Annotated in this window: 24 protein-coding genes; 14 read left to right on the forward strand and 10 right to left on the reverse strand. The window is 46.7% G+C overall.

Features of this window, described 5'->3' with window-relative positions:
- Positions 1-5: 5 nt before the first annotated feature.
- Positions 6-1,838, forward strand: coding sequence for a glutamine--fructose-6-phosphate transaminase (isomerizing) (glmS, locus tag ACOCLE_RS21640; protein WP_419534195.1), 1,833 nt, complete (start codon positions 6-8; stop codon positions 1,836-1,838).
- A 263-nt stretch (positions 1,839-2,101) separates the two neighbouring features.
- Here glmS and ACOCLE_RS21645 read toward each other — a convergent pair whose 3' ends face one another.
- Positions 2,102-2,470 carry an Lrp/AsnC family transcriptional regulator gene (locus ACOCLE_RS21645; RefSeq protein ID WP_419534196.1) on the reverse strand — a complete coding sequence of 123 codons (369 nt, stop codon included), beginning with the start codon at positions 2,468-2,470 and terminating at the stop codon, positions 2,102-2,104.
- A gap of 199 nt (positions 2,471-2,669) precedes the next feature.
- Here ACOCLE_RS21645 and ACOCLE_RS21650 point away from each other — a divergent pair, with 199 nt between their 5' ends.
- The 5 genes from ACOCLE_RS21650 to sigZ all read left to right on the forward strand — a co-directional run bounded on the left by ACOCLE_RS21650 (position 2,670) and on the right by sigZ (position 8,934).
- The gene (locus ACOCLE_RS21650; protein ID WP_419534197.1) at positions 2,670-3,650 is read left to right on the forward strand and encodes a hypothetical protein; all 981 of its coding nucleotides are present in this window, start codon (positions 2,670-2,672) and stop codon (positions 3,648-3,650) included.
- Positions 3,651-3,787: 137 nt separating this feature from the next.
- Positions 3,788-5,068: an ISKra4 family transposase gene (locus ACOCLE_RS21655; RefSeq protein WP_419532972.1), complete on the forward strand. Its 1,281-nt coding sequence runs from the start codon at positions 3,788-3,790 to the stop codon at positions 5,066-5,068.
- Positions 5,069-5,634: 566 nt separating this feature from the next.
- Positions 5,635-6,915 carry an ISKra4 family transposase gene (locus tag ACOCLE_RS21660; protein ID WP_419532972.1) on the forward strand — a complete coding sequence of 427 codons (1,281 nt, stop codon included), beginning with the start codon at positions 5,635-5,637 and terminating at the stop codon, positions 6,913-6,915.
- 278 nt (positions 6,916-7,193) lie between these two features.
- Complete coding sequence (locus ACOCLE_RS21665) at positions 7,194-8,264, forward strand: SPFH domain-containing protein (protein ID WP_419534198.1); 1,071 nt, start codon at positions 7,194-7,196, stop codon at positions 8,262-8,264.
- Between the two features lie 109 nt (positions 8,265-8,373).
- Positions 8,374-8,934 carry an RNA polymerase sigma factor SigZ gene (gene sigZ, locus ACOCLE_RS21670; protein ID WP_419534199.1) on the forward strand — a complete coding sequence of 187 codons (561 nt, stop codon included), beginning with the start codon at positions 8,374-8,376 and terminating at the stop codon, positions 8,932-8,934.
- A 25-nt stretch (positions 8,935-8,959) separates the two neighbouring features.
- On the opposite strand, the gene tnpC (ACOCLE_RS21675) is transcribed toward sigZ, so the two are convergent.
- Entirely contained in the window at positions 8,960-10,465 is a 1,506-nt protein-coding gene (tnpC, locus tag ACOCLE_RS21675; RefSeq protein ID WP_419532963.1) for an IS66 family transposase, read from the reverse strand.
- Between the two features lie 197 nt (positions 10,466-10,662).
- On the opposite strand from tnpC (ACOCLE_RS21675), the gene ACOCLE_RS21680 reads away from it, so the two are divergent.
- Entirely contained in the window at positions 10,663-11,424 is a 762-nt protein-coding gene (locus ACOCLE_RS21680) for a glutathione S-transferase family protein (RefSeq protein ID WP_419534200.1), read from the forward strand.
- Positions 11,425-11,431: 7 nt separating this feature from the next.
- On the opposite strand, the gene poxB is transcribed toward ACOCLE_RS21680, so the two are convergent.
- From poxB to ahr, 4 genes are all read right to left on the reverse strand, one after another.
- Positions 11,432-13,150 (reverse strand): ubiquinone-dependent pyruvate dehydrogenase, encoded by a 1,719-nt coding sequence (gene poxB / locus ACOCLE_RS21685; RefSeq protein ID WP_419534201.1) that lies wholly within the window; start codon positions 13,148-13,150, stop codon positions 11,432-11,434.
- 2 nt (positions 13,151-13,152) lie between these two features.
- The gene (locus ACOCLE_RS21690; protein ID WP_419534202.1) at positions 13,153-13,629 is read right to left on the reverse strand and encodes a hypothetical protein; all 477 of its coding nucleotides are present in this window, start codon (positions 13,627-13,629) and stop codon (positions 13,153-13,155) included.
- A 122-nt stretch (positions 13,630-13,751) separates the two neighbouring features.
- Positions 13,752-14,687, reverse strand: a complete 936-nt coding sequence (locus tag ACOCLE_RS21695; RefSeq protein ID WP_419534203.1) for an NmrA family NAD(P)-binding protein — start codon at positions 14,685-14,687, stop codon at positions 13,752-13,754.
- Positions 14,674-15,684 carry an NADPH-dependent aldehyde reductase Ahr gene (gene ahr, locus ACOCLE_RS21700; RefSeq protein WP_419534204.1) on the reverse strand — a complete coding sequence of 337 codons (1,011 nt, stop codon included), beginning with the start codon at positions 15,682-15,684 and terminating at the stop codon, positions 14,674-14,676. Before ahr ends, ACOCLE_RS21695 begins: the two co-directional genes overlap by 14 nt.
- 143 nt (positions 15,685-15,827) lie before the next feature.
- Here ahr and ACOCLE_RS21705 point away from each other — a divergent pair, with 143 nt between their 5' ends.
- The 3 genes from ACOCLE_RS21705 (at position 15,828) to ACOCLE_RS21715 (ending at position 18,038) form a co-directional block, all read left to right on the forward strand.
- Positions 15,828-16,208 (forward strand): DoxX family protein, encoded by a 381-nt coding sequence (locus ACOCLE_RS21705; protein ID WP_419534205.1) that lies wholly within the window; start codon positions 15,828-15,830, stop codon positions 16,206-16,208.
- Between the two features lie 112 nt (positions 16,209-16,320).
- Complete coding sequence (locus ACOCLE_RS21710) at positions 16,321-16,857, forward strand: SCP2 sterol-binding domain-containing protein (protein ID WP_419534206.1); 537 nt, start codon at positions 16,321-16,323, stop codon at positions 16,855-16,857.
- Positions 16,854-18,038 (forward strand): iron-containing alcohol dehydrogenase, encoded by a 1,185-nt coding sequence (locus ACOCLE_RS21715; RefSeq protein ID WP_419534207.1) that lies wholly within the window; start codon positions 16,854-16,856, stop codon positions 18,036-18,038. Before ACOCLE_RS21710 ends, ACOCLE_RS21715 begins: the two co-directional genes overlap by 4 nt.
- 261 nt (positions 18,039-18,299) lie before the next feature.
- Here ACOCLE_RS21715 and ACOCLE_RS21720 read toward each other — a convergent pair whose 3' ends face one another.
- The gene (locus ACOCLE_RS21720) at positions 18,300-18,797 is read right to left on the reverse strand and encodes a protein phosphatase (protein WP_419534208.1); all 498 of its coding nucleotides are present in this window, start codon (positions 18,795-18,797) and stop codon (positions 18,300-18,302) included.
- A gap of 152 nt (positions 18,798-18,949) precedes the next feature.
- Between ACOCLE_RS21720 and ACOCLE_RS21725 the strand changes: the two genes are divergently transcribed.
- Complete coding sequence (locus ACOCLE_RS21725; protein ID WP_419534209.1) at positions 18,950-19,279, forward strand: ArsR/SmtB family transcription factor; 330 nt, start codon at positions 18,950-18,952, stop codon at positions 19,277-19,279.
- 289 nt (positions 19,280-19,568) lie between these two features.
- A complete protein-coding gene (gene arsB / locus ACOCLE_RS21730) occupies positions 19,569-20,600 on the forward strand; it encodes an ACR3 family arsenite efflux transporter (RefSeq protein WP_419534210.1) in 1,032 nt (343 codons plus the stop codon).
- Between the two features lie 159 nt (positions 20,601-20,759).
- Here the strand turns inward: arsB and ACOCLE_RS21735 are convergent, their stop codons facing one another.
- Entirely contained in the window at positions 20,760-21,143 is a 384-nt protein-coding gene (locus tag ACOCLE_RS21735) for a hypothetical protein (protein ID WP_419534211.1), read from the reverse strand.
- A gap of 486 nt (positions 21,144-21,629) precedes the next feature.
- Here ACOCLE_RS21735 and ACOCLE_RS21740 point away from each other — a divergent pair, with 486 nt between their 5' ends.
- Positions 21,630-22,661: a permease gene (locus ACOCLE_RS21740; RefSeq protein ID WP_419537251.1), complete on the forward strand. Its 1,032-nt coding sequence runs from the start codon at positions 21,630-21,632 to the stop codon at positions 22,659-22,661.
- Positions 22,662-22,718: 57 nt separating this feature from the next.
- Here the strand turns inward: ACOCLE_RS21740 and ACOCLE_RS21745 are convergent, their stop codons facing one another.
- Positions 22,719-23,072, reverse strand: coding sequence for a hypothetical protein (locus ACOCLE_RS21745; RefSeq protein WP_419534212.1), 354 nt, complete (start codon positions 23,070-23,072; stop codon positions 22,719-22,721).
- Positions 23,073-23,245: 173 nt separating this feature from the next.
- On the opposite strand from ACOCLE_RS21745, the gene ACOCLE_RS21750 reads away from it, so the two are divergent.
- On the forward strand, positions 23,246-24,427 hold the full coding sequence (locus ACOCLE_RS21750) for a glutathione synthase (protein ID WP_419534213.1): 1,182 nt from the start codon (positions 23,246-23,248) through the stop codon (positions 24,425-24,427).
- On the opposite strand, the gene tnpC (ACOCLE_RS21755) is transcribed toward ACOCLE_RS21750, so the two are convergent.
- A complete protein-coding gene (tnpC, locus tag ACOCLE_RS21755) occupies positions 24,394-25,899 on the reverse strand; it encodes an IS66 family transposase (protein ID WP_419532963.1) in 1,506 nt (501 codons plus the stop codon). The genes ACOCLE_RS21750 and tnpC (ACOCLE_RS21755) overlap by 34 nt on opposite strands.
- Positions 25,900-25,912 lie beyond the last annotated feature (13 nt).

Raw genomic sequence — 25,912 nt, forward strand, 5'->3', positions numbered from 1 at the left:
CGACTATGTGTGGGATTGTTGGTGCTGTAGCGCAAAGGGATGTGGCAGATATTCTGCTGGAAGGGCTTCGCCGCCTGGAATACCGGGGCTATGATTCAGCAGGTATCGCCATCATTGATGCCAATGGTGAACTCAAGAGAGAAAGGCGTACCGGCAAGGTATCTGAACTGGCTGATGCGGTTTCCCAAAACCCGCTTCAAGGTGGTACCGGCATAGCCCATACCCGCTGGGCCACCCATGGTGAACCCAATGAGCGTAATGCCCACCCACATGTATCTGAAGATCACATAGCTGTTGTTCATAATGGCATTATTGAAAACCATGAAGCATTACGAGTTTTTCTTCAGGGTGAAGGCTATGTCTTTACCTCGGATACTGATACGGAAGTCATCGCTCATCTGGTTAGCCTTGAACTCAAGAACAGCGACTCCCTTCTGGAAGCTGTACAGAAAGCAGTAACCAGGCTGGAAGGTGCCTATGGCATGGTGGTGATGGACTGCAACGACAATGAACGTCTTGTCGTCGCCCGCTCCGGAAGCCCACTGGTGATTGGCCTCGGTATTGGTGAACACTTTATTGCTTCTGATCAGCTGGCTCTCTTCCCGGTTACCCGCCGTTTCATGTTCCTTGAAGAAGGGGATGTGGCAGAAGTGACCCGCACAAAGGTTTCGGTTCTTGATGCTTCGGGAAATCCGGTTGAACGCGATGCCCGGGAGAGTGATGTTGAGCATGATGCCGGAGATAAAGGCCCATATCGCCATTACATGCTGAAAGAGATCCATGAGCAGCCGGAAGCCATTGCGAATACTCTGGAAGGTCGCCTGGGTGAACATCAGCTGAATCTCGATATCCTCGGTAAGGAAGGCCAGGAGATCCTCAATAAAACCCGTGCCGTTCAAATTGTTGCCTGTGGTACCAGTTATCATGCTGGTATGGTGGCTCGCTACTGGTTTGAGGAACTGGCGGGCATTCCCTGCCGTGTTGAGATTGCCTCTGAATTCCGCTACCGGAAGTTCTTTGTGCCTGAGGACTGTCTGTTTGTCACCATTTCCCAGTCCGGTGAGACAGCCGATACGCTGGCTGCATTGAAACTGGCGAAAGAACTGGGCTATATGGCTTCACTGAGTATCTGTAACGTACCTGGCTCTTCAATGGTGCGGGAATCGGATATCGCCATGATGACCCGTGCGGGTGCAGAGATTGGTGTAGCATCAACCAAGGCATTTACTACCCAGCTAACGGCATTGCTGATGCTGGTGACGGCGATTGGCCGTCATACCGGTATGACACCGGAACAGGAATCCAGTGTTGTGTCAGCACTTCGGAATCTGCCTCATACCCTGAAGAGTACACTGGCGCTGAGTGATGATATTGAAGCCATGGCGGAAGCCTTTGCCGATAAGCATCACAGTCTGTTTCTGGGTCGTGGTACCCAGTATCCCATTGCCATGGAAGGGGCTCTGAAGCTTAAAGAGATTTCCTATATTCATGCGGAAGCTTATGCTGCCGGTGAACTGAAGCATGGCCCATTGGCTCTGATCGATAACGATATGCCGGTGATTGTGGTGGCGCCGAACAACGATCTGCTGGAAAAGCTGAAGTCCAACATGGAAGAGGTTCGGGCAAGGGGCGGCCAACTGTTTGTCTTTGCAGATAAACAGGCGAACCTGGCTGAGACCGAAGGTGTCAGGGTATTGCCAGTGGAAGAAGCTCCAGAAGTGATTGCCCCAATTCTTTACACCATTCCCCTGCAGTTGCTCTCTTATTATGTGGCGATCATTAAGGGTACCGATGTGGATCAGCCGCGTAACCTGGCCAAAAGCGTGACGGTAGAATAATTTATGTATTTAGTGGCAACAGGCTTTTACTGTTGCCCCTTATTCTTGCATTGACAGTCGCTTTTATAATTACAACACCCAACCTCAAGGGCTAAAAGCCCCTTTGAAGAACTCATCTCCCGATCCATTGAACACAAATCATCTGGGCACCTTGGGACGTAACTCTAAGCCTGCGGTATATCAATAGCGGTAGAGTATTTGATGCGCCTGATGGACACCGAACTCTGGAACTTTCGAATATTTGGGTCTGCTCTCAGCACTCGCTACAGAAACGCTTCGTATGCCTGAATATCTCTGACACACACGATGAGTACGAAGTCATAGCTGCCTGTGGTCTGATAACACTCGATAACTTCTGGAGCTCTGTTGATGGAGTTTTGAAACTGGGCATAGATATCTTTCCGGTCCCTCTCCATCTCAACCGAGACGAGCATCGTCATCTTATTCCCTGATAGCTCAGGGTTAACCAGCGATACATCACCAATGATCACACCTGACTCCCGCAACTGCTTGACCCTTTTCAGGCAGGCTGGTGGTGAGAGCCCGATCTGTTCGGCCAACTCAACATTGGTTAAGCGGTTGTTGTCCTGCAGCACCGTGAGGATTCTTCTATCGATTCGATCAAGGCTCATGGGTGGTGATATCGGTTGGTGTGGTTGAAGAATTGTATAGTGAGGCGGGCTTGAAAATACAGGATTAATAAAATCAGGTTTATAAAGCAATAAAATTTCCAGATTTAAATAAAATAAGAAATTTATAATGACTTTAATGTTTAATGTCTTAATAAAATAAATTTGGGCTTTAGTACATTTAACCCATAAAACCTTAAGGATGCAGGCAGGATATATGGGGCGGCTCTTTCTATTTTTTAAGCAGGTTTTTCAGGACAGTATCAGCGTCAGCTGGACTCTGTTTCGGATTATGATTCCCACCATCCTTGTGCTGAAGGTCCTCGAGGAGGCGGGTGGTATCGTTTATCTGAGCCAGTTATTGGATCCGGTCATGTCCGCCGTTGGTCTGCCCAGTGAACTGGGGCTGGTCTGGGCGACCACGTTGCTGGTTAACATTTACAGCGGCCTGTTGGTACTGATTAATTTAAATATGGAGCTGAGTGTTGCCCAGGTATCGGTGATTGGCAGCATGATGTTGCTCGCTCACTCCCTGCCGGTGGAGGGAGCTATCTCCAGAAAGGCGGGTGTGTCACTTTGGGTGACCACGCTGGTCAGGATTGGTGCCAGCTTTCTCTTTGGGCTGTTGCTCTACCATTTTTATGAGATAACAGGGCTGTCGCAGCAGGAAGCGAGCATGCTGCTGCAGCAAAACGACAGTGGCTTAGAGATTGGCCTTATGGACTGGGCAATGGCTCAGATAAAAAACCTGGCCATGATTTATCTGATCCTGACGGCGCTCATGCTGGTACTGCGTATTCTGAAGTTGTTAGGTATTGAAGCATTGATGACCATGGCGCTCAGTCCACTATTGAGGTTTCTTGGCATCAGCCGGGAGGCAACCAGCCTGACCATTGTTGGTGTGACTCTTGGGCTCTCCTATGGTGGTGGGTTATTAATACAGGAGGCGCGAAATGGGCACATTCAGCCCAGGGATATCTTCTGTGCCATCATGTTACTCAACCTGCTGCACAGTGTGATTGAAGATACCCTGCTGATACTGCTGATGGGCGCCGACCTCAGCGCTATCCTCTGGGGACGCATGATTTTTTCAATTCTGCTGGTTTCAATAATATCGTTTTGTATGCGGGTTTTTGTGGTCGATAAGTATCAGAAATATTTTTATCGTTCGGTTGCTGGTTGATTGCTGTATCAGCTATTTAAACGTTAAGGGAACGAATGTTGGAAGCAATGCATTGGGTGCTCTCTCTGAATGATTGAAACAATAGTGCTCTATTTTCACAGCTACTATGGGAACACCACTCATAATAGTTAACTGTCATGCCCGCTTCTGTTATTTCCAGCTCTACCAAAAGCATCGTTTTGCAAATTGAAGTTTCTATAGATTCAGGCAACATGCTGAATCTTGAAGATAGTTTACAGCGTGCACTCAATGAAGCCGGGCAGCTTGGAACAAAAGAGTTATTGGGGCTATTTGAATCACCCAATAAAGAACCTATCGTCGTTAATCAGCAGAAGTGGAACTACAAAGGAAAGGTTCTTAAGCACTATGAAACCTTATACGGTCGTATACCTTTGGAGCGCTCCGTATATCAGGGTGTCAGAGGTGGCAGTACTCTGGCAGCACTTGATCTTCGTGCCGGTATTATTGGTTCAGCTACCCCCAAATTTGCCAAGTCTATCGCCTGGAAATACAGCCAGATGCCAGCGCCTGCGGTAAAAGAAGATTTTGAGACCAACCATCAAAGGACGCTTTCAAATTCTTATATCAAGCATTTATCGGACAGAGTAGGTGCATTAATTGAAGACCAGCAAGACACTCACTACCACCTTCCTCCACTAAAAGAGCCTGTTGAAACAATAGCCATTGGTCTGGATGGAACCTGCATGCTGCTTTGTGAAGAAGGCTGGAGGGAAGCCATGTGTGGGACATTGAGCCTATATTCTGCAGATGGAGACAGGCTCCACACGATATATACAGCCAGTTCGCCAGAGTATGGTAAACAAAGCTTTATGAGCAAGCTCGACGAGGAGATTGCAGATCTAAAACGACTCTACCCAAATGCCACATACATCGGGGTAGCTGACGGGGCTAGAGAAAACTGGAGTTATTTGAAACAACATACCTCTGGGCAGATACTCGATTTTTATCATGCATCTGAATATTTAGCTGGAGCAGCGGAAGCACTGTTTCCAACCAGTAAGGCGAAGCGACACCAGTGGCTTGAAGACAGGCTACATAGTTTGAAAAACAAGCGTGGAGCAGCCAAAAAAATCCTTCAGGAAATTGAATCAGCCGAGCTCCCGAAAAAGACAATCGCACTGACAGAGAAGCGCTACAAAGCTGTGAGCTATTTTACAAACAATCACCAGTTAATGAATTATCATCAGGCGCTTAAACGCCATTGGCCAATAGGTTCAGGAGTTACTGAAGCGGCTTGTAAGACTCTGGTAAAGCAACGATTATGTGGTTCTGGAATGAGGTGGAAAGCAACAGGAGCGGAAGTGCTTTTGACAACAAGAGCACTGATCCAGAGTAAGGGGCGCTGGGAACAACTTTGGTCTGAGTTCATGACTGGAAAGGTTGAAGCTAACCTATGAGTCAGTTATCAAATTGAGAGAGCACCCAATGCATTTGTAAGACTACATATCTTATCTTATGTCAGTAGCCATGATTGCTCGTTTTATGGCGGTCAGTCCTGATGCAGACTTTGTTATGGTCACCAGAAATCGCACCTTCTATAGCAGGAGAGAAGGGTTTGCAGTCATTATATCAATGTCGACTCTGTTTTATTTCATTATGAAATGCTTGGGATAGCCTATCTGATTTATTTCATTATGAAATGCTTGGGATAGCCTATCTGATTTATATTGTTTGGAAGGCTTTCAAAATTAGGAGCGATCTGGGAAATGGGCATATGCCCGGATCAATCAGCGCATTGTCCACTTTCAAAGAGGGTATTTATTACCAATGCGCTTAACTCAAAGTCGACGACTTTTTTTACTCATATGGCCAGTCTGGAAACACCTATTGGCATCCAGTTTTTATACTGTGTCATTATTTCAATAGCTCACTTATTTTGAGGGTGCTCTCTCTGAATGATTGAAACAATAGTGCTCTATTTTCACAGCTACTATGGGAACACCACTCATAATAGTTAACTGTCATGCCCGCTTCTGTTATTTCCAGCTCTACCAAAAGCATCGTTTTGCAAATTGAAGTTTCTATAGATTCAGGCAACATGCTGAATCTTGAAGATAGTTTACAGCGTGCACTCAATGAAGCCGGGCAGCTTGGAACAAAAGAGTTATTGGGGCTATTTGAATCACCCAATAAAGAACCTATCGTCGTTAATCAGCAGAAGTGGAACTACAAAGGAAAGGTTCTTAAGCACTATGAAACCTTATACGGTCGTATACCTTTGGAGCGCTCCGTATATCAGGGTGTCAGAGGTGGCAGTACTCTGGCAGCACTTGATCTTCGTGCCGGTATTATTGGTTCAGCTACCCCCAAATTTGCCAAGTCTATCGCCTGGAAATACAGCCAGATGCCAGCGCCTGCGGTAAAAGAAGATTTTGAGACCAACCATCAAAGGACGCTTTCAAATTCTTATATCAAGCATTTATCGGACAGAGTAGGTGCATTAATTGAAGACCAGCAAGACACTCACTACCACCTTCCTCCACTAAAAGAGCCTGTTGAAACAATAGCCATTGGTCTGGATGGAACCTGCATGCTGCTTTGTGAAGAAGGCTGGAGGGAAGCCATGTGTGGGACATTGAGCCTATATTCTGCAGATGGAGACAGGCTCCACACGATATATACAGCCAGTTCGCCAGAGTATGGTAAACAAAGCTTTATGAGCAAGCTCGACGAGGAGATTGCAGATCTAAAACGACTCTACCCAAATGCCACATACATCGGGGTAGCTGACGGGGCTAGAGAAAACTGGAGTTATTTGAAACAACATACCTCTGGGCAGATACTCGATTTTTATCATGCATCTGAATATTTAGCTGGAGCAGCGGAAGCACTGTTTCCAACCAGTAAGGCGAAGCGACACCAGTGGCTTGAAGACAGGCTACATAGTTTGAAAAACAAGCGTGGAGCAGCCAAAAAAATCCTTCAGGAAATTGAATCAGCCGAGCTCCCGAAAAAGACAATCGCACTGACAGAGAAGCGCTACAAAGCTGTGAGCTATTTTACAAACAATCACCAGTTAATGAATTATCATCAGGCGCTTAAACGCCATTGGCCAATAGGTTCAGGAGTTACTGAAGCGGCTTGTAAGACTCTGGTAAAGCAACGATTATGTGGTTCTGGAATGAGGTGGAAAGCAACAGGAGCGGAAGTGCTTTTGACAACAAGAGCACTGATCCAGAGTAAGGGGCGCTGGGAACAACTTTGGTCTGAGTTCATGACTGGAAAGGTTGAAGCTAACCTATGAGTCAGTTATCAAATTGAGAGAGCACCCTATTTTGATTCAGTTAGATATCCATATTTTTAACACAGCCTGAACTGCTATCGTTATCTTATTCCCCATTAGCTCAGCGTTCACCTGAACATCATTAATTTTACGCCTGACTTACGAAACTGTCTGACCTTCTTCAGGTAGGCCAAATATTAATATCCAGAAATTCTGACTGTTCTAGAATGCTACTTACAATAACGCAAACTATTTCCATGTATGCATATATCAATGCATCTGTAGTTTAGGTGGTTTAAATGAGAGAGAAGTTAGCAGGGTTTATACTTGTCCTGATTTTTAGTTGTAACGCTTTTGGAGAAGACGTTGCGCAGCCTTGGGGCTTAAGTCCGCTTCTAACGATTCCTGAAGGAGCCGTTGGCATACTTTATCTTGGCGGGTTTTATAAAAAAACCTATAAGCCAGGTGTACATATCATTTGGGGCTGGCCATTTATTCAGGGTATTTTAGTTAATGTCAGACCACAGATTGACATTATTGAGAATATACCTTGTGGAACTAAAGATGGTCTGACAATTACGTTTCCTCGAGTTGCTGTCTATAACCAGCTGCGTGAGAAGGATGTCATGAATATTGTGAGTAATTTTGGTGAAAACTATGATCATTATTTAATAACAGAACCTACTATTCAGGCAATTACCGAGCTCTGTACGACAATGACAGCACAGGAAGTTTATATAGATAATTTCCCTACCATTAATGATTACTTATATCATCATCTTATTGAAGAGCAGGAAAAAAGTGAATCTAATCTTCGAATAAATAAAGTCGTAGTTTCAAAGCCTGAGTTACCTGAAAATATCAGAAGAAATTATGAGGTTATTGTTGAGGAAAAAAGTCGACTTGCTGCTGCCTCACAACAACAACTTCGACGTCTGAAAGAAGCTGAGACCGAACAGCTGGAGCGGAAAAGAAGAGCTGAGCTGGAAAAATTGATTGCTGATATTGAGAATGAAAAGAAACTGGCAGAAGAAAAAAATGAGATGGAGCGTGAGAAGATCAGGGTCGCAGTCAGAGTTCATAAGCTCATAGAGGATGGCGAGGCAAACAGCCGTGTTACCCGTCAGCAGGGCGAGGTGGATGCTTATGTATTGAAAACCCAAGGTGAGGCCAAGGCAGAAGCCACAATGCGTGAAGCGGAGGCAAATAAAGAGCTGATTACCCCATTGTATGTTCAGTTAAAACAGGCTGAGGCATTTTGGCAAAATGATAATGCCAAACTAATCTATTTTGGTGAGCAGATTCCTAAATCAGTATATCCAGGCTTTATTGATGGTAAAGAAATTAGAGAGGGTATTAAAGATATGTAGCAGCTGATACCACATGTTCATAAATAATGGTTTATCTGAGTGTAATAAACAGTCAGCTGATGCTTGAATAACTCCACATCTTACCCCTCCAGCTCTTTTCGAGGTTCCCATGGAGACTCACTGGCAAGAGTATAAAGCTCGGTTAAAGCACTACATTGCTAAGCAGGTAAATGATCAGTCTGTGGTTGAGGATATTTTGCAGGATGTATATATCAAGGCTCATACTCAGCTTCATCGGTTAAAGTCTGAAGAGAGTGTAGGCAGCTGGCTTTATCGCATTGCTCATAACACCGTGGTCGATCATTACCGTAGGCAATACCCTGTAGAGGAGCTCCCGGAATTTCTTGAAGCCCCCGAAGAGGATGAAGCCGAGCAGGTTCACCAAGAGCTGGCCTGGTGTATAAAGCCAATGATGGATGATCTACCGGAAAAGTACCGGGTGCCACTGATGATGTCAGAGCTGGAGGGTATGAGTCAGAAGCAGGTTGCGCTAGAGCTGGGCCTGTCACTGTCTGGCGCTAAAAGTCGTATACAGAGAGGGAGAGTACTCTTACGAGAACGCTACACAGCATGTTGTGATATTGAGGTTGGGCGTGGAGGGGTAGTGGACTATAAGCCCAGGGCCTCCGGAAATTGTCAAATAGACTGCTTGCCAGACAATGACACCTGACCGCTCGACAGAAAAAATAAAGTAACTATTCAGCACCCAGCAAAGGCGTATTGTTGTAATTTCGAACCGCTTTAAGAAGCGCCTGAAATATGTTCAACCCCTGCTTTTTAGCAGATGATAAATAGCTTCGGATTCGGGTAAACATGGTACCTCCGTCTTCGCTTCTGAAGCAGCCTGAGATCTTCTGCTTAAGTTTGGCCATCCTGGCATCACGTTCACTGCCATTGTTATCGAAGGGAATTGAAAAGTCCGACATGAAGCGCAACGTTTCAACCTTAAACTCAATAAGCCTTTTGAACAGGTTGTAGGCCTTGGTATTCCTGACCTTCTTACGTCCAAGCACCTGTCGTTGTTTTTCCATATAAGCGGTTTCCTTCGTGAGAGCCCTTTGAAGGATTTGGTCGTATATCGTCTCAATGCGAAGCTGTATTGCACCAGGCATTTGAGTCAGACCGGCTGCTTTGTATTTCTTGCAGAAGTGCCAGGAGAGCGTAAGCAATTTCATCAGCCGCAGAGCCAGCTTATTCGCATCCCTATCGACAACTCCCTGAAGCTCTCTCAGATGATGGGCATTACAAAGCACATGCACTGCCGCATAGGCAAAGTAGGACTTCCAATGATCGTGAACCAGAATGCCTGCAAAAGTCAGCAGGATGCCCATTGCATCCATTGCTTCACAACCTCGCCTTTCTGAGAGGTAGTAAAGCGTCCATTGGTCATCTCGCATAATGTGTAACCACCACAGTGAACCGTCAACCCGCATGCCAGTTTCATCCGCTCCTGCAACCGGACTTTCTTGTAAAGCATCGCGGATACTCTGCTCAGTAGAGGCCAGGTTCTCATGGGTATAGGCAACAAAATTGGCAACAGAGCCTGCGCTGACACTCATGCAATAAATAGTATTGAAATACTCAGACACCCGGTGATATGGGATGAAGTGATACTGGTTTAAATGAACAGCCATTGCCTGAGTCACTTCTCCGTATTGAGCAGCGGCTTTCACTCCTTGGGGAAACTCAGCGGTGTTCCGTTTACCACAAGGACATACTTTAACGTCTGCCCAGTACGCGGTAACTTCAAATTCTCCGGGTCTACCTGGATCAAAAACCTGTCGCTCAATGTATTTGGTGGGTTTAATATCGATAAGCGAAGACTGGCAACAGCAACATTTTTCAACCTTCAGATGCCTGACATAATCGGGTAAGGCGACACGTCTCAAACAAGAGCCTTGATGACCTTTCTGGCCACCTGGTTTATTGCCTGAAGATGGTCTAAGGCTTTTGGGGTTCGGTGTTTCCTGTGAGGAGCAGGGGGCTTCTTTGGAAGATGTATCACCTTTATCACTCCCTTTTTTACTGGGCTTTTGATAACCATCTGACGATGGTGGCTTACTACTGTTTTGACTGTTTTTATTAACCCTTTCTTCCAGTTCGCTGCAACGTTCCCGTAAAAGCGCATTCTCGGTCCGAAGCTCTTCATTCTCTTTAAGGAGAGCTTCGGTAAACGGAGTAGCTGGGAAGTCTGGTTCCATACTGGAGATTTGTTAGAAAAATTGAGTATAAGATGATGGTCGAAAAATCAGAAAATTCCAGATTTATATGAAGGGTGCTGAATAGTTACAAAATAAAAATAATTTGCGTCCTTTTACAACAACGCACGTCTCTATAGGCAAGAGCAAATTAAAGTGGCCAGGTTAGCTGGCTACTGCCTGATATAGAGGTGTTATCCATGTTGAAAGTCATCAGCTTTACGATTTGTCCATTCGTTCAGCGCATCACCGCCATGCTGGAAGCCAAGAACCTGCCTTATCAAGTGGAATACATTAGCTTGAGTGATAAGCCTCAATGGTTTCTGGAGATCTCTCCCAATGGACAGGTTCCAGTCATGATTACGGAAAATGGTACTGCTCTGTTTGAGTCCGATGCCATTGCAGAGTATCTGGAGGATGCCTATCCGGTTCTGCAGGAAGGGTTAAGTGCTGAACAGAAAGCGCTGAATAGAGCCTGGAGTTACCTGGGTACCAAAAATTACCTTCCTCAATGCGGGGCACAGAGCAGTAAAGATGGCCAGACTCTGAAGGAGCGGGCCGAGAAGCTGACAACGGCATTCGCGAAAGTTGAGAAAGTGCTTGGGGAGTACCGGTTTTTCAACAGCGATACGCTGAGTATGGTTGATCTGGCCTGGCTGCCACTGTTACATCGAGCTCAGATCATTCGAGAGAAGAGCGGCTATGATTTCCTGGCTGGATATCCAAAAGTTCAGGCTTGGCAGGAAGCGCTTCTGGAAACCGGTTTGGCTGAAAAAACCGTATCGAAAGACTTTTTAGAAAAGTTCAGTGATTTCTATTTATCTGAAAAAACATTCCTGGGGCGCTGCAAGAATGATTGTAGTTGCAGTGCTCTGAATCTGGAAGAGAGATGCCAGGAAACCGGTTGTTGTGAACTGGGTGAGGCCAGCAATATGGATATTGGTACAGGTTGTCGTTGTTAAAGGCCATCTACCGGAACAAATTCACCTTGGCCAGCTCAATTAATTCATCACCGTAGCCATTTAAAACCGCCTTAAGGGCGTAGAGGCTAAAGCCTTTACCATAAGCAAGCTCCATTTTGGGTGGCATGCTGATTTCATGGCGGTCGGTGATGACCTCCAGAAGCGATGGTCCTGTGTCGTTTAGCCAACTATCCAGGGCATCGGGCAGTTCTGCTGGTATGTTAACGGTGTAGCTGTGGATGCCACAGGCCGATGCAATGGCCGCAAAACTGGGGTTTTTCAATGTGGTGGCATCGGATACAAAGCCAGCTGACTTCATTTCCAGATCCACGAATCCCAGTGAGCTGTTATTCAATACGGCGATTTTTATGGGAAGCTGGTAGGGTTGTAGCGTTAGCAGATCCCCCATCAGCATTGAAAATCCGCCATCACCACAGAACGCAATAACCTGCCTCTGCCTATCCAGTATCTGTGCACCAATAGCCTGGGCCAGGGCATTGGCCATGGAGCCATGGTTAAATGAGCCGATCAGCCTGCGCTTTCCATTGGTTTGGATATAGCGTGCGGACCAGAGAGTTGGTGTACCCACATCACAGGTGAAAATGGCATTATCTGCAGCTTTCCTGCTGATCAGACTGGCCAGCGTCTGGGGATGAATACGTTTACTCTTGGGTTTAGTGGCAGCCTGTGCATCCAGCTTTTCCCGGGATGACTGGTAATGCTCCTGGCACCATTGTAGAAATTCGTCGTCTGATTTTTTATGGATTTGTGGAATCAATGCTTTTAGCGCTGGAATGACTTCACTGACAATGCCCAGGTCAACCTGAGTGTGACGGCCAATGGCCTCAGGAACTCGATCAATTTGAATGATCTTTGTTCCCTGTGGATAAAAGTGCCGGTAAGGAAAACCTGTTCCCAGCAACAGCAGGACATCTGCATTGTCCATGGCCTGATAGCCGGACTCAAAACCGATAAGACCGGTCATACCCACATCATAAGGATTATCGTATTCGATAAATTCTTTTCCCCTGAGGGCATGAACAATGGGAGCGTTGAGTTTTTCAGCCAGGGCTATCACGACATCATGAGCACCTTTGCAGCCAGCACCGCATAACAGTGTGACTTTTTCGAGTCCATTCAGTAGGTCAGCCGCCAGTTTTATGGACTGTATACAGGGTTCGATTGATGCAGGTTCAGGTGGTTGCCATTTAATGACCGAGTTTTTTGGCATGGGTTTCAATGCCACATCACCCGGCAAAATAATAACGCTGACACTCCGTTTTAAAATGGCCTGACGAATGGCTGTTTCCATGACCTGAGGCATTTGGTCGGGAGTCGTTATCTTTTCACAGAATATACTGCAGCCGGCAAATAACTGCTTGGGATCGGTCTCCTGAAAATAATGGGTACCCAGTTCTGATGAGGGGATATCTGCAGCAATGGCAAGAACAGGGACGTTATTGCGAAAGCAGTTGTACAGGCCATTAATCAAGTGCATATTGCCCGGACCACAGGAGCCGGCACACACTGCCAGTTGGCCCGAAATCTCAGCTTCGGCTCCAGCTGCAAATGCAGCCACCTCTTCGTGGCGAACACCAATCCATTCTATTTCACCATCTGCCCTCAGGCTGTCTGCCAGGCCATTGAGCGAATCTCCGGTAATTCCCCAGATCCGCTGGATACCCACTTGTCGAAACAACTTAACGGTATATTGAGCAATGTTCATGGTTATCCTCGCCACCAACTCAGCAAGTGCAAAAGGGCAAAGAATCCATGCCCATAGAAATACCACTCAATGGCACCAACGCTGGTTTTATGAATCTCAAGCAGTGAAGGGGCTGTTGGTGAGATACAGGTTATGGTTATAAACCAGAGTAAGCCGGTGATTACCGCCAGTAATAAGGCCAGCAGCCCAAGCCCTTCGATGGTTGCAGCCAGGCCACCAGGAGAGGCTTCCGGAAGTTTGAGTGATACCAGTGTTTCTACGTCTTCTTTCAACTGGCTTAAATTGCCTTTCAGCCAGGGGTACAAGTCAGCAACTTGGCGTCGGTGAATGGCAATGACGAAAAAGATAACAGCGGGTAGAAAAAGTGCAGCACCGCCGTATATGTGCAGTTTATCAATGGTGGTGAATTGGGGAGCTAATGTATTGCCATGAATATGCATGCCTAGAGAGGTTGCCAGTTGCCATATCACCCAGAACATAACTAACGCATGGAACCATTTTTCAGAACTGGGTAAATGACGAAAAAGGAAAGATATGCCATGGTATGACTTACTAAATATTTCATGGGACTTGATTAGCATCTTTGATAGCCAGGAGGTCTTTAAACCTGACCAAAGACAAAATGCGGATCACTTAGCATTTCTTTTGGTGTGCGATAGACATAGTCAGGGTAAAGCTCTGACGCATTCAGCGTTTCCGGGTTATTAATATTGGTCAACTCACCACTGACATAACAAACGTAATTAATCTGGGCACGTTCACGATCAGTCTCCATTCCAGCTTTGGCGGTGATGGCATTAGAGCCCTCTTTCATATCATGCAGAATCGATTCCGTGCTGATGTGCTTCACAGGAAAGTCATGCTCAGGCCAGCTTTCCCCCAGAAGATCCAGCATCTTCTGCTGAGTTAACCGGTTGTGATACAGCTGAACTGCTTTCCCTTCTGTGCGTTCATCAAGTATGGCTTTGGCAGCAATAACGCCAATATCGCTGATATGATGAGTGGTGATGGGTAAGTCCAGATTTCCGAACGTCGTAATCTCATTAAAAAAACGGTAGTTGGGCAAGCAGTAATCAGAGTTCAGGCCGGGATAGATCAGTGTTTTTTTCAGCCCCGCTGCTTCTATTTTTGACTGCATGGCTTTCTTTGCATCAAACAGTTCGCTGATGCCGGTTTCCAAGCCAAGGGTATGGCAGCCAAACTCGTTGGGAACAAAACGCCGTACACCCGCTTTTTTGGCAGCATTGAGGTAAAGAGGGTCATTGGTTCGAATGCTCTCGGGAAGGCCTCGGGTCACCATCACCACCGTTGTGCAGCCATCAAATAACCGGGTCAGTGCTGCTTCATCGGACGGATCTGAGCAGAAGCCAAGCTCGCAGCCGGCGCTCTTAAGGGTTTCAAGCTTCTGCTCATTCTGTGCTGAAGGTGCCCGGGATATGGCCAAAACGTCGGCGCCTTCGGAGGCGAGATTTAAAGTCAAAGGATGGCCAAACTGACCGGTAGCACCGATAACTGCAACGCGGTTACTTGAAGTCATTTCTTAATACCACTCGATAATGGGGGTGCCCTTCTTCCAAAAACTTCATTGCCTTATTCACATCACTCATTTCAAACAGTTCAACTTCAGGCTGGATGCTGTGATGTGCAGCAAACTCAAGCATTCTGGCAATGGTTGCCGGGCTACCTACCGGCGAGCCAGACACACTGCGCTGGCTCATGATCAAACTGAAAACATTCATCTGCAGTGGCTCAAGGGTTGCTCCAAGAAAGTGGAGACGGCCTTTACTGTTCAAGGTTGCCAGGTAGCCTTCCCAGTCCAGACCAACATTGACGGTCGATAGAATAAGGTCAAACTGGTTTGCAGCGGCTTTCAGCTCGTTGCTGTCTCTGGAGTTGAGTGTTTTATGGGCTCCGAGGGTCAGGGCTTCTGTACGCTTGCTTTCTGAGCTGGTAAACGCGGTCACTTCACAGCCCCAGGCGTTGAGAAATTTCACCGCCATATGGCCAAGGCCACCGATACCGATAACGGCAACCTTGCTGGTGGGAGACAGGTTAAACTGCACCATCGGATTAAATACTGTAATACCCCCGCAGAATAATGGGCCAGCGACTTCATTACTGATGCTGTCTGGCAGTTTTACGACGCTGATCGCCTGTGCACGGACTTTATTGGCAAAGCCTCCATGACGGCCAACAATAGTTCCCTGTGATTCCGGGCAGAGATTATGATCACCGGACAGACAGTTGTGGCAGTGCTGGCAGTAGCCAGAGTGCCAGCCAAGACCAACCCGGTCTCCGGGAGCAAGCCAGGTTACCTCCTCACCAACCGCACTTATATGACCAGCAACTTCATGGCCAGGAACAAAAGGGTACTGAGTCATTCCCCAATCATCTTTCCACATGCTCAGGTCGCTGTGGCAGATACCACAGTGGGTAACCTCTATTTCAACTTCATTGTTGTTCAGAGGTTCAGGTTTATACTCAAAGGGCTGTAATTCTGCGCCAGGCTGACGGGCTGCGTAAGCAGTGATCATTTTTTGCTCTCTCTGTTAATACTCCGAGTTTTGCCAAAAAACCAACTTCATAAGGATAGACACTTTGAGAGCAGGTTGATCATCAAGTAATTGCGTTCTATTTAATAAGAGACCTCTGACTTTCATAAAAACTGTTGTCCTCTATGAGCATCAAAACACTGGTTATTAGTCTTTTATCTCTATTTTTCCTACTGGCAAGTTCAATAAAAATTCTTGGCTGGCAAAAGAAGGTTTTCACTATCCAGCTGGGGATGTTTGTGAAGTATGGCTTTAATCGCCAGATAATGTTTCTTGTTGGACTGGCTGAACTGTTTGGTGCGATTGCTGTATGGTTTCAGGGCTCTTACATAAGTGTAATAGGAGCCCTGGCCATCTTTACAACATCGTCAGGGGCTATTATCTGTCATTTGATATTTGATACCTGGAAGGATGGAGTTCCAGCCATGGTGACCCTTCTACTTACCGGTTATTTGTTAAGTACTGACTGGGAGGTTTTCATGTCACTGGTACGCAATATTTATTAAATTTATACGCTCATCAGGCTTGTGATAGTGAAGTAATAAGCATTTTTGGATAATATCGCTCCGGAATAACAATAATAATTATTGTCCGGCGGTTCGCTGGCAGGAGTATCGGGTGTCTCCATCTCTTCCCTTTCTCTGGCGTATAAAACGTTTGTATGTCCGTTTTATGCTGGCCTTTATTGGTCATGGGCTGGCTAAGGCCTGCCGAACTGACCAGCTGATTCAAAAGGAAATCGCATCATTACCCGATGGTTTTACCTTCTCCATGAGTGTTATGCCTCGTGGCCCTTCTTTATATATGAAGAAAAGTGACGGGCGTATAAAACCGGGTCGTAAAAACAGTGCGGCTAAGCCCGATGTGGATATTCAATTCAAGCATCTTGCTCATGCCTTCAGCACGCTCTCTTTTCAGGAAGGCACAACTGAGGCCTTTGCTCGAGAGAGAATGGTGGTTGATGGAGACCTTCCCGCTTCCATGAAGCTGGTTCGCTGTTTTGAACGGCTTGAAGTGGTCACGCTGCCAAAGTTTATCGGCCGTAAAATCATGCGCCATTACCCGGACATTTCAGTAAAAGAAAAGCTGCTGGGTGCATTGCAAATCTACTTGGGCGTGTTTGCTGGTTTTGTTATGGGGGTGTTTGTGCGATGAGCCGTAGTTACTATGAGTTCTTCAATCCGGTAAAAATCGTTTCAGGAAATGAAGCTCTGGAGCATATCCCCTATGAGCTGGCCAGCCTTGGGGTTAAGAAGCCATTGATTATCACCGATGCGGGGGTGCTTAACGCCGGTTTGATTGAGCCTGTTAAGCGGGCTCTGGTGGTTGGTGAGGTTCCGATGGCGGGTATTTACAGTGAGGTGCCGCCAGACTCATCAACCAGTGTCGTATCTGCCATCACTCAGTTTTATCGTGAAAACGGCGCGGATGGGATTATTGCTATTGGTGGTGGGTCGGTGATTGATACATCGAAGGCGGTCAACATTCTTGTGTCTGAAGGTGGCAATGACCTTCTGTCATACAGTGGTGTTGGTGCTCTTACTAAACGACTAAAGCCGTTATTTATTCTACCGACCACAGCGGGTACTGGCTCAGAGGTGACCAAGGTTGCGGTGATTCGCGATGATGCCAGTGGTCGTAAAGTGCCTTATGGTTCTTCATTCCTGATGCCCGATGTAGCGGTTCTTGATCCCCGGATGACCTTGACGTTGCCTCCGCATATCACAGCAGCAACGGCCATGGATGCAATGACTCACGCAATTGAAGCGTTTATTGGTACGGCCAAGAATCCGCTCAGTGATGCCTATGCCGTTGCAGCCATTAAAGGCATACGGGAAAACCTGCTTCGCGTGCTTGCTACACCGGACAGTAAAGATGTTCGATTAAAATTGGCGGAATCAGCAACCATGGCAGGCATTGCCTTTTCCAACTCCATGGTTGGGCTGGTTCATGCCATAGGACATTCACTGGGGGCGATAACCCATCTTCCCCATGGAGTCTGCATGAGCCTGATGCTGCCTTATGTGTTGGAATACAACCTTCCCGAGTGCGAAAAGGCGATTGGTGAACTGTTGCTTCCTTTGGCCGGTGCTGACTTTTACAGCAAAATCCCTGAAGAGCGACGGGCTGCTGAAACCATTATCTACATTAGAGCCATGCGGGATGAGCTCTTTGAGCAAACAAAGCTTCCAAGAACATTGTCAGAAAGTGGCAAGGTTCAGGAGTCGCAACTGGAAGACATTGCCCGTATGAGTATTGACGATGGAGCACTGCTCTATAATCGGGTCGATGCCAGTTATGAGCAGGTGCTTGGGCTTTTGAAGTCAGCCTGGTGACCGTTATTTCAAAGAGGTATCAGTGCTGGGTTAGGTCTTATATCAACAGAACCTAGTACTGATATTTCTATTGAGCAGTAGCCCATGAGTAAGAAAGCGCAGTTTACAGGTAGCAAATGAGCATTTTGAGCCATTTTTTAACGCCGTATTGGCAAGTGCAGCCTTTTTGCGACAGCCTCTAAAGCTTTTGTAACCTGCTGGGTACTGGGATAAACCCGGTACCCAGCTTTAATGAGTCTATCTCGTTATGCTTATCTCTGTTCAGAGAGCATAGTGCTTCTGCAAAAATTCAAGATGGACGGGCAAGGTTAAGGCGTTTGGCCGAATAGATTGAACCAGTGTTTTTACATCTTCCCATTGCATCCCGCTTTCCAGCAGAAGTATTGCTGCCATCAGCCCAGTGCGTCCAGAGCCGCCCTTACAGTGAATGGCGATTGTCGCCTTTTTCTCAATCAAAGCGAGCAGTGGGGCTTTGTCCTCTGTAAAAGCGACTTCAAAGCTTTCTTCCGGTGCACAGTCATCTTCTACCGGGAGTTGAAACCACTGCATTCCAAAATTTTTAGCCTTTTGACCAAGACTGGCAACATCAAGAGCTTTGATTTCAGTATCCGGAAGCATGGTGACGACAGCATCAGTTCCTGCCTTTTTCAGCGTGCTCAGTGAGTCAGAGAGATTTTCCGTTTTGGTGCCAGGGCAAGGCGTGAAAATAAAGGTTGAACCATTTGGCAATGACAGAATATCAAAAGGATGGGGGGACATGTGAATGCTCTATATTGCAGAAATGCAGACGGTAGATTACCAATTTTATTGCACACATTACTGCTATTTTATTATTTTTGTCATGGGTACTTGCAAGGGGAAAAATACAGGCGTATCGTTCATCGTGATTTAACGATTAATGTGATGTACAAGTGAGTGTAGTAATGACGGAGTGCCTTCAAAGTCTCACTGATTTTCAGTTTAACGAGTCTGAAGAGAAGGAGTTGGCTGCTTATGCCAAAGCCATTGGGCATCCGGCACGGGTAAGGTTGTTACGGATACTCGCTGGTCGGGTGTGTCTGGGTTCTGATTTAGTAGGGCAGCTTGGTCTTGCCCAGTCCACGGTTTCAGAACATCTTCGGATCCTGCGGGAAGCAGGGCTGGTCAACGCTGAAGTGAAGCATCCCAAAACCTGTTTCAGTCTTCGCCCGGAAGCCATCAAGCGTGTACAGCAGTTACTGGCAGACATCGGTGGTGTTTAACCAGGTGTAGTTATACCAATTCCACCCTCTAAACATGAACTGCGCAGCTATTTTGCACAGCTGGTTCTTCGTTGGAATTCCTCGCAATAGCCCCGCTATTACTTGTCATTCCGCATTGCCCAGCCGTCCAAAATGGCTTAATCGATAGCATATTTAGAAGGCGGAATTGGTATTAACACAAAATGATCTGCTTCGTTCCCATGCTGAACATGGGAACGAGAATCTTGATTTTTTTTGTGCTTTATTATCGTTTTTCGACGATTGTCGATATCTTGTAGAGGTTCAAATCATGGGTATTTTTGAACGTTATTTAAGTGTCTGGGTGGCTCTGGCCATGCTTGCAGGGTTGGTCGGTGGAACACTGTTTCCAGCTATCTTCTCTATCCTGGGAAGCTGGGAGTACGCCAGCATTAATTTTGTGATTGCGGTGCTGATCTGGCTGATGATATATCCGATGATGATGCAGATCGATTTTACTGCAGTAAAAAACATCCATCGTCGCCCAAAAGGTTTGATTGTCACGCTGACCGTCAACTGGTTGATAAAGCCATTTACCATGGCGCTTCTGGCGATCCTGTTTATTCGCTATCTCTTCGGCAGCTTTACTGGCCTTATTTCTCCGGATCTGGGTGATGAATACATTGCCGGGATGATCCTGCTTGGGGTTGCTCCCTGTACCGCGATGGTTTTTGTCTGGAGCCAGCTGACCCGCGGGGATGCCAATTACACACTGGTTCAGGTGGCGGTTAATGATCTGATTATGGTTGTGGCTTTTGCTCCAATTGCTGCTTTCCTGCTGGGAGTTACGGATGTCATCGTACCCTGGAGCACGCTCTTTCTTTCCGTGGTTTTGTTTATCGTGATTCCCCTGCTGGCAGGTTTGCTTACTCGGAAAGCTCTGCGATCTGAGCAGGCGCTACAAACCTTTGGCCAACGGGTGAAACCGTTATCAATTCTTGGTTTGATCCTGACCGTAGTACTGCTGTTTGGTTTTCAAGCTCCACGGATCCTGGCCAATCCAGTGGATATTGTACTGATCGCTATTCCATTAATTATTCAGACCGTACTCATCTTCGCCATTGCCTACTACTGGATGTACAAGTGGAAAGAACCTCACAGTATTGCTGCTCCCGGTGGGATGATTGGCGCATCCAACTTCTTTGAGCTGGCAGTCGCCGTAGCGATCAGCTTGTTTGGTCTGAACTCCGGAGCGGCACTGGCAACAGTGGTCGGTGTTTTGGTTGAAGTGCCTATCATGCTTGCGCTGGTGGCTTACGCAAATCGTACCCGCAATCGTTTCCCGGTTGCTCACGCAGCTTAATTATCTTCCCGTTTACTCGACTACCGATCAATAAGCTTCGGTAGTCATCCAATCCCGTGGGAATATAAAAGGAGATGAGAAAAATGACGAAGCCGGCTATGTACTTCATTGATATAGTGTCGACAGGGCATGACCGACTTTAGATGGTGGAAGAAGTCTTTAAGAGAGTTGGGCCTTCAGTTTGATGATGACGTCCAGCTCTTGCACACTAACTTCAAAAGCGTTTCTATCTTTTTCTTTAACTTTAATATGGCTGCAATAACGCATTGACAGAGTGCGAAAAAGGCTGAGTTCATTGTCATTAAATACTAAGCCATCTTGATGGACTTTGTTTATTAAGTTTGTCAGTTGGCTGCACTCTGCAAGGGTCAACCGGTAAGTTGCGAATTTTGCCTGTTCGGTCTGGTTTAGTGGCTTATTATCTTGGTCTCTATTTGGTGGAGCAGGTGGACTATCGGTCAGTGTGGATGAGTGTTCTCTATCGGGGATTTCGTAGGAATTATCTAAAACTTTATAAGAGCAAAGGCAGCATGAAAATGTCATAAACACCGGTTCTGTTGTTAAGGTGTGATCTTGGTGTAGAAGGGACAATGATGTATGCAGTCGAGTTCAAGTAGGGAGCACCATAAAAATTCGATAGTGACAGCCTGTTATAGCCAATCCCAAACCAACATGGAATGTTTTAAATCCATCCCTCCATGAGGCCAGCAGGATTATGGACGTCCTGCTAATAAGGGCTGCGCGAGTCTGTAGGTATAAACATTTCTATATTTTTAGAATTATAGTTGAATCTATTTTTTCATTCACCTAATATACGCTCATCGACAAGCTACGTGCTGATGATCGCATGAAAGGAAGTGATCACTGATCTTATCCACATAAGAAGATCGGACTGGTCAGCAAGAGGAAATTTTTTTAAGTTTATGTTTCTATTTTTCTGGAATTATTGATATGAGTATACAGCAGCAGATAACCGATTTTATCGGTCCGGTCATAAAACCGGCACTGGAATCCAGTATTGGCGCTGATATGGCCCAGAATCTGGTTGATGCACTGGGTACCTTTGTTTTTCTGGCTGGTGAACTGACCATTCTGTTCCTGATTGTCAGCTTTATTATCGGCGTGATCCTGGAGTATATGCCAGCAGAGAAAATTCAAAAGATACTCGGTTCCAAGGGTGGTAAAGGCTACGTTTCAGCTGGCCTTCTGGGGGCGCTGACACCGTTCTGCAGCTGCTCTACCATTCCGATGCTGACCGGTCTTCTTAAAGCCCGGGCAGGGTTTGGTCCGACGATCACGTTCCTGTTTACCTCGCCACTGATGAACCCGATTATTATGGGGCTGTTGCTGGCAACCTTTGGTATGAAGGTGACGGTCATATACTTCGCTATTGCGCTGACCGTTTCTGTCGCCGGTGGTTACATTCTGGAGAAACTGGGCTTTGAGCGTTACGTTCGCAAAGATGTGATATACGGTGAAACTGAAGTAGGCAGTTGCTGTGACAGTAAGCCTGCACCAAAGGCCAGCTGTTGCGATGCCAAGCCTGCAGTAGAAGCCCCTTCTTCTGAAAAAAGCAGCGGCTGTTGTGACAGCAAACCAGCTCCGGCTGCTTCCGGTTGTGCAACCGCCTGTGGCGACAGCAAGCCCAAGAGTAATGATCGCTGGGGCCGTATCTGGGATGAAACCTGGAGCCAGTTCAAGAAGATCTTCCCGATTCTGATGCTGGGTGTTGGTATTGGTGCCTTTACTTATGGATTCATTCCTGCGGACTTTATTGCCCAGTACGCAGGCCCGGATAATCCGCTGGCGATTCCATTCGCGGCGATCATTGGGGTACCTCTGTACATTCGAGCTGAAGCGGTTATTCCCCTGGCTGCTGCTCTAGCTGCCAAAGGTATGGGAATGGGTGCCCTGATGGCGTTGATTATCGGTAGTGCCGGTGCCAGCCTGACGGAGGTGATTCTGCTGAAGAGTCTGTTCCGTAACCCGATGATTGTTGCCTTCCTGGTGGTGATTTTCACCATGGCAATCTCTGCGGGGCTGGTCATGACCTTTATCTAGTGCAAGACCGGCAGGTTCTTTTCAGGGAGCCTGCCGTTGGCCGTGAAGGCAAAAGGATTATTGCTGGGAGCAACCTTCGAAATCATTATTGAAAAGGTCACTAACCTGATGAGTATAAGGTGTTTTGGGGTTCATGATGCATCTTACGATGGTCCGCTCGCCAGGAGTGGCGGGGCTGGAAAGTTGAATCTCAACCTGACACCCTCCTGAATTCCGTCCAAGTACCTGGTGCTCAACTGACAAGCCCATAGGGCCTGAAGATATAATAGAGTTGCTTTTTGTACATTGTTTGAAGCTGTTTTCAAAATCTTCTACCGCTTTAGGTGATGGCCCTGCAAATACCTGTGAAAGACTGATTGTAGAAAGAATAATGGTTAACACTCTGATCATTTTCTTGTTTCTATTAGTCATGACTTTTTACCTGAGTTTGTTAATGAGCCCTAACTGGTGCATCGGCAGGGAGGAAGTCGAAATTGAACTATTTCCCCTTCTAAAGCCCATCTCTCATTATCTATTCCTTTGATTAGTATTAAATTACTGGATAATTCATCACTTTCTCTTTTCATGCCTCCGGGAATAAAACCATGAAAGACACCATGATTGCTTTTGCGGTACAGGATGCTATTGAGTGGTCTTTACTGCATGGAATGGCGCTGAAAACCTCGAAAGAGTCGGCAATGCACTGTGCTTTCAGCTTTGCCCCCACATTGATCCGGCGTGAGCGCTTTGAGCTGCTGAAAGCTATTGTTCCGCTGATGGGTAAACTGATTCATGGAGTTTCTGAAAATCATGAATTTCTGATCGAGGCCATTGAACCTCTTTGCAGTGCAGATGCTTTTTTTGCCAGCTTGCTGGAACTTCACCAGTCCATTCATCGCAGCTCTGAGCCAGCAGAGCGCACTCCCATGCTGCTGATGAGAACAGATTTTATGGATGATGCGGAACATGGACCCAAGCTGATCGAGTTTAACGGTATTGCAGCTGGCATGGGGCCATTTGGGCAGCGGGCTCATGAATTACATCATTACCTTGAGTATCAGTGGCCCGCGGCTTTTCAGAGCTGGTCAGAAACGGATTCAATGGAGCTGGTACCAAATCATTGCATTGAAAATCTTGCCAAAGGCATTGCCGGAGCGGCCAAAACCATTAGGGCCCAATCTGGGGAGTCGGGTCAGCCACTATTTCTCATGGTGGTTCAGCCTGATGAAGATAATGTCTATGACCAGCATCTTCTGGAAGAAGCTATCCAGAAGGAGGGTGTGAAAACGGTTCGCAGGACATTCCGACAGCTCTACGACCAGCTATCTTCGGGTAACAATAAACGGCTATTACTGGAAGGTCTTGGTGGGGTGGATGCTATTTATCTGCGTGCCGGCTACCAGCATTGCGATTACGTTGCCCATGATCTGGAAGAGGTTCACTGCTGCCAGGCACTGGGGAAAACTCGGGTAATGATTGAGCAGCATCGGGTTGCTGTTAACGCTACGGTCAGTCAGCAGTTGGCTACCAGCAAGCGGGTGCAGATGTTGCTGTCTTCAATGACGGTTGAACAGCTGACTGCGTTTGGCCTGACTCTGGATGAGGCCAGTCGAATCAAGCCTTTCCTGGGAGAAATGAGGCCGGTTGATGATCAGTCTGCAGCCTGGTTTGAGCATCAGAGCCCAAGAGACTGGGTGTTGAAAAATCAGGGAGAGGGCGGCGGCCACTGTGTATTTGGTCATGACATTCGTAACTATTCAGCACCCAGCAAAGGCGTATTGTTGTAATTTCGAACCGCTTTAAGAAGCGCCTGAAATATGTTCAACCCCTGCTTTTTAGCAGATGATAAATAGCTTCGGATTCGGGTAAACATGGTACCTCCGTCTTCGCTTCTGAAGCAGCCTGAGATCTTCTGCTTAAGTTTGGCCATCCTGGCATCACGTTCACTGCCATTGTTATCGAAGGGAATTGAAAAGTCCGACATGAAGCGCAACGTTTCAACCTTAAACTCAATAAGCCTTTTGAACAGGTTGTAGGCCTTGGTATTCCTGACCTTCTTACGTCCAAGCACCTGTCGTTGTTTTTCCATATAAGCGGTTTCCTTCGTGAGAGCCCTTTGAAGGATTTGGTCGTATATCGTCTCAATGCGAAGCTGTATTGCACCAGGCATTTGAGTCAGACCGGCTGCTTTGTATTTCTTGCAGAAGTGCCAGGAGAGCGTAAGCAATTTCATCAGCCGCAGAGCCAGCTTATTCGCATCCCTATCGACAACTCCCTGAAGCTCTCTCAGATGATGGGCATTACAAAGCACATGCACTGCCGCATAGGCAAAGTAGGACTTCCAATGATCGTGAACCAGAATGCCTGCAAAAGTCAGCAGGATGCCCATTGCATCCATTGCTTCACAACCTCGCCTTTCTGAGAGGTAGTAAAGCGTCCATTGGTCATCTCGCATAATGTGTAACCACCACAGTGAACCGTCAACCCGCATGCCAGTTTCATCCGCTCCTGCAACCGGACTTTCTTGTAAAGCATCGCGGATACTCTGCTCAGTAGAGGCCAGGTTCTCATGGGTATAGGCAACAAAATTGGCAACAGAGCCTGCGCTGACACTCATGCAATAAATAGTATTGAAATACTCAGACACCCGGTGATATGGGATGAAGTGATACTGGTTTAAATGAACAGCCATTGCCTGAGTCACTTCTCCGTATTGAGCAGCGGCTTTCACTCCTTGGGGAAACTCAGCGGTGTTCCGTTTACCACAAGGACATACTTTAACGTCTGCCCAGTACGCGGTAACTTCAAATTCTCCGGGTCTACCTGGATCAAAAACCTGTCGCTCAATGTATTTGGTGGGTTTAATATCGATAAGCGAAGACTGGCAACAGCAACATTTTTCAACCTTCAGATGCCTGACATAATCGGGTAAGGCGACACGTCTCAAACAAGAGCCTTGATGACCTTTCTGGCCACCTGGTTTATTGCCTGAAGATGGTCTAAGGCTTTTGGGGTTCGGTGTTTCCTGTGAGGAGCAGGGGGCTTCTTTGGAAGATGTATCACCTTTATCACTCCCTTTTTTACTGGGCTTTTGATAACCATCTGACGATGGTGGCTTACTACTGTTTTGACTGTTTTTATTAACCCTTTCTTCCAGTTCGCTGCAACGTTCCCGTAAAAGCGCATTCTCGGTCCGAAGCTCTTCATTCTCTTTAAGGAGAGCTTCGGTAAACGGAGTAGCTGGGAAGTCTGGTTCCATACTGGAGATTTGT

The sequence above is a fragment of the Endozoicomonas sp. genome (assembly GCF_965196975.1).
In the GTDB taxonomy this organism is placed as follows: domain Bacteria; phylum Pseudomonadota; class Gammaproteobacteria; order Pseudomonadales; family Endozoicomonadaceae; genus Endozoicomonas.

Excerpts from the sequence above, each read along its gene's own strand:
- ACOCLE_RS21655 (WP_419532972.1), top strand. The coding sequence starts at position 3,788 with ATGCCCGCTTCTGTTATTTCCAGCTCTACCAAAAGCATCGTTTTGCAA.
- ACOCLE_RS21660 (WP_419532972.1), top strand. The coding sequence starts at position 5,635 with ATGCCCGCTTCTGTTATTTCCAGCTCTACCAAAAGCATCGTTTTGCAA.
- sigZ (WP_419534199.1), top strand. The coding sequence starts at position 8,374 with ATGGAGACTCACTGGCAAGAGTATAAAGCTCGGTTAAAGCACTACATT.
- ACOCLE_RS21745 (WP_419534212.1), bottom strand. The coding sequence starts at position 23,072 with ATGACTAATAGAAACAAGAAAATGATCAGAGTGTTAACCATTATTCTT.
- ACOCLE_RS21715 (WP_419534207.1), top strand. The coding sequence starts at position 16,854 with ATGAGCCGTAGTTACTATGAGTTCTTCAATCCGGTAAAAATCGTTTCA.
- ACOCLE_RS21665 (WP_419534198.1), top strand. The coding sequence starts at position 7,194 with ATGAGAGAGAAGTTAGCAGGGTTTATACTTGTCCTGATTTTTAGTTGT.
- poxB (WP_419534201.1), bottom strand. The coding sequence starts at position 13,150 with ATGAACATTGCTCAATATACCGTTAAGTTGTTTCGACAAGTGGGTATC.
- ahr (WP_419534204.1), bottom strand. The coding sequence starts at position 15,684 with ATGATCACTGCTTACGCAGCCCGTCAGCCTGGCGCAGAATTACAGCCC.
- ACOCLE_RS21705 (WP_419534205.1), top strand. The coding sequence starts at position 15,828 with ATGAGCATCAAAACACTGGTTATTAGTCTTTTATCTCTATTTTTCCTA.
- ACOCLE_RS21740 (WP_419537251.1), top strand. The coding sequence starts at position 21,630 with ATGGCCCAGAATCTGGTTGATGCACTGGGTACCTTTGTTTTTCTGGCT.
- ACOCLE_RS21720 (WP_419534208.1), bottom strand. The coding sequence starts at position 18,797 with ATGTCCCCCCATCCTTTTGATATTCTGTCATTGCCAAATGGTTCAACC.
- ACOCLE_RS21680 (WP_419534200.1), top strand. The coding sequence starts at position 10,663 with ATGTTGAAAGTCATCAGCTTTACGATTTGTCCATTCGTTCAGCGCATC.
- tnpC (WP_419532963.1), bottom strand. The coding sequence starts at position 10,465 with ATGGAACCAGACTTCCCAGCTACTCCGTTTACCGAAGCTCTCCTTAAA.
- tnpC (WP_419532963.1), bottom strand. The coding sequence starts at position 25,899 with ATGGAACCAGACTTCCCAGCTACTCCGTTTACCGAAGCTCTCCTTAAA.
- ACOCLE_RS21735 (WP_419534211.1), bottom strand. The coding sequence starts at position 21,143 with ATGACATTTTCATGCTGCCTTTGCTCTTATAAAGTTTTAGATAATTCC.
- ACOCLE_RS21750 (WP_419534213.1), top strand. The coding sequence starts at position 23,246 with ATGAAAGACACCATGATTGCTTTTGCGGTACAGGATGCTATTGAGTGG.
- glmS (WP_419534195.1), top strand. The coding sequence starts at position 6 with ATGTGTGGGATTGTTGGTGCTGTAGCGCAAAGGGATGTGGCAGATATT.
- ACOCLE_RS21650 (WP_419534197.1), top strand. The coding sequence starts at position 2,670 with ATGCAGGCAGGATATATGGGGCGGCTCTTTCTATTTTTTAAGCAGGTT.
- ACOCLE_RS21695 (WP_419534203.1), bottom strand. The coding sequence starts at position 14,687 with ATGACTTCAAGTAACCGCGTTGCAGTTATCGGTGCTACCGGTCAGTTT.
- ACOCLE_RS21690 (WP_419534202.1), bottom strand. The coding sequence starts at position 13,629 with ATGTTCTGGGTGATATGGCAACTGGCAACCTCTCTAGGCATGCATATT.
- arsB (WP_419534210.1), top strand. The coding sequence starts at position 19,569 with ATGGGTATTTTTGAACGTTATTTAAGTGTCTGGGTGGCTCTGGCCATG.
- ACOCLE_RS21645 (WP_419534196.1), bottom strand. The coding sequence starts at position 2,470 with ATGAGCCTTGATCGAATCGATAGAAGAATCCTCACGGTGCTGCAGGAC.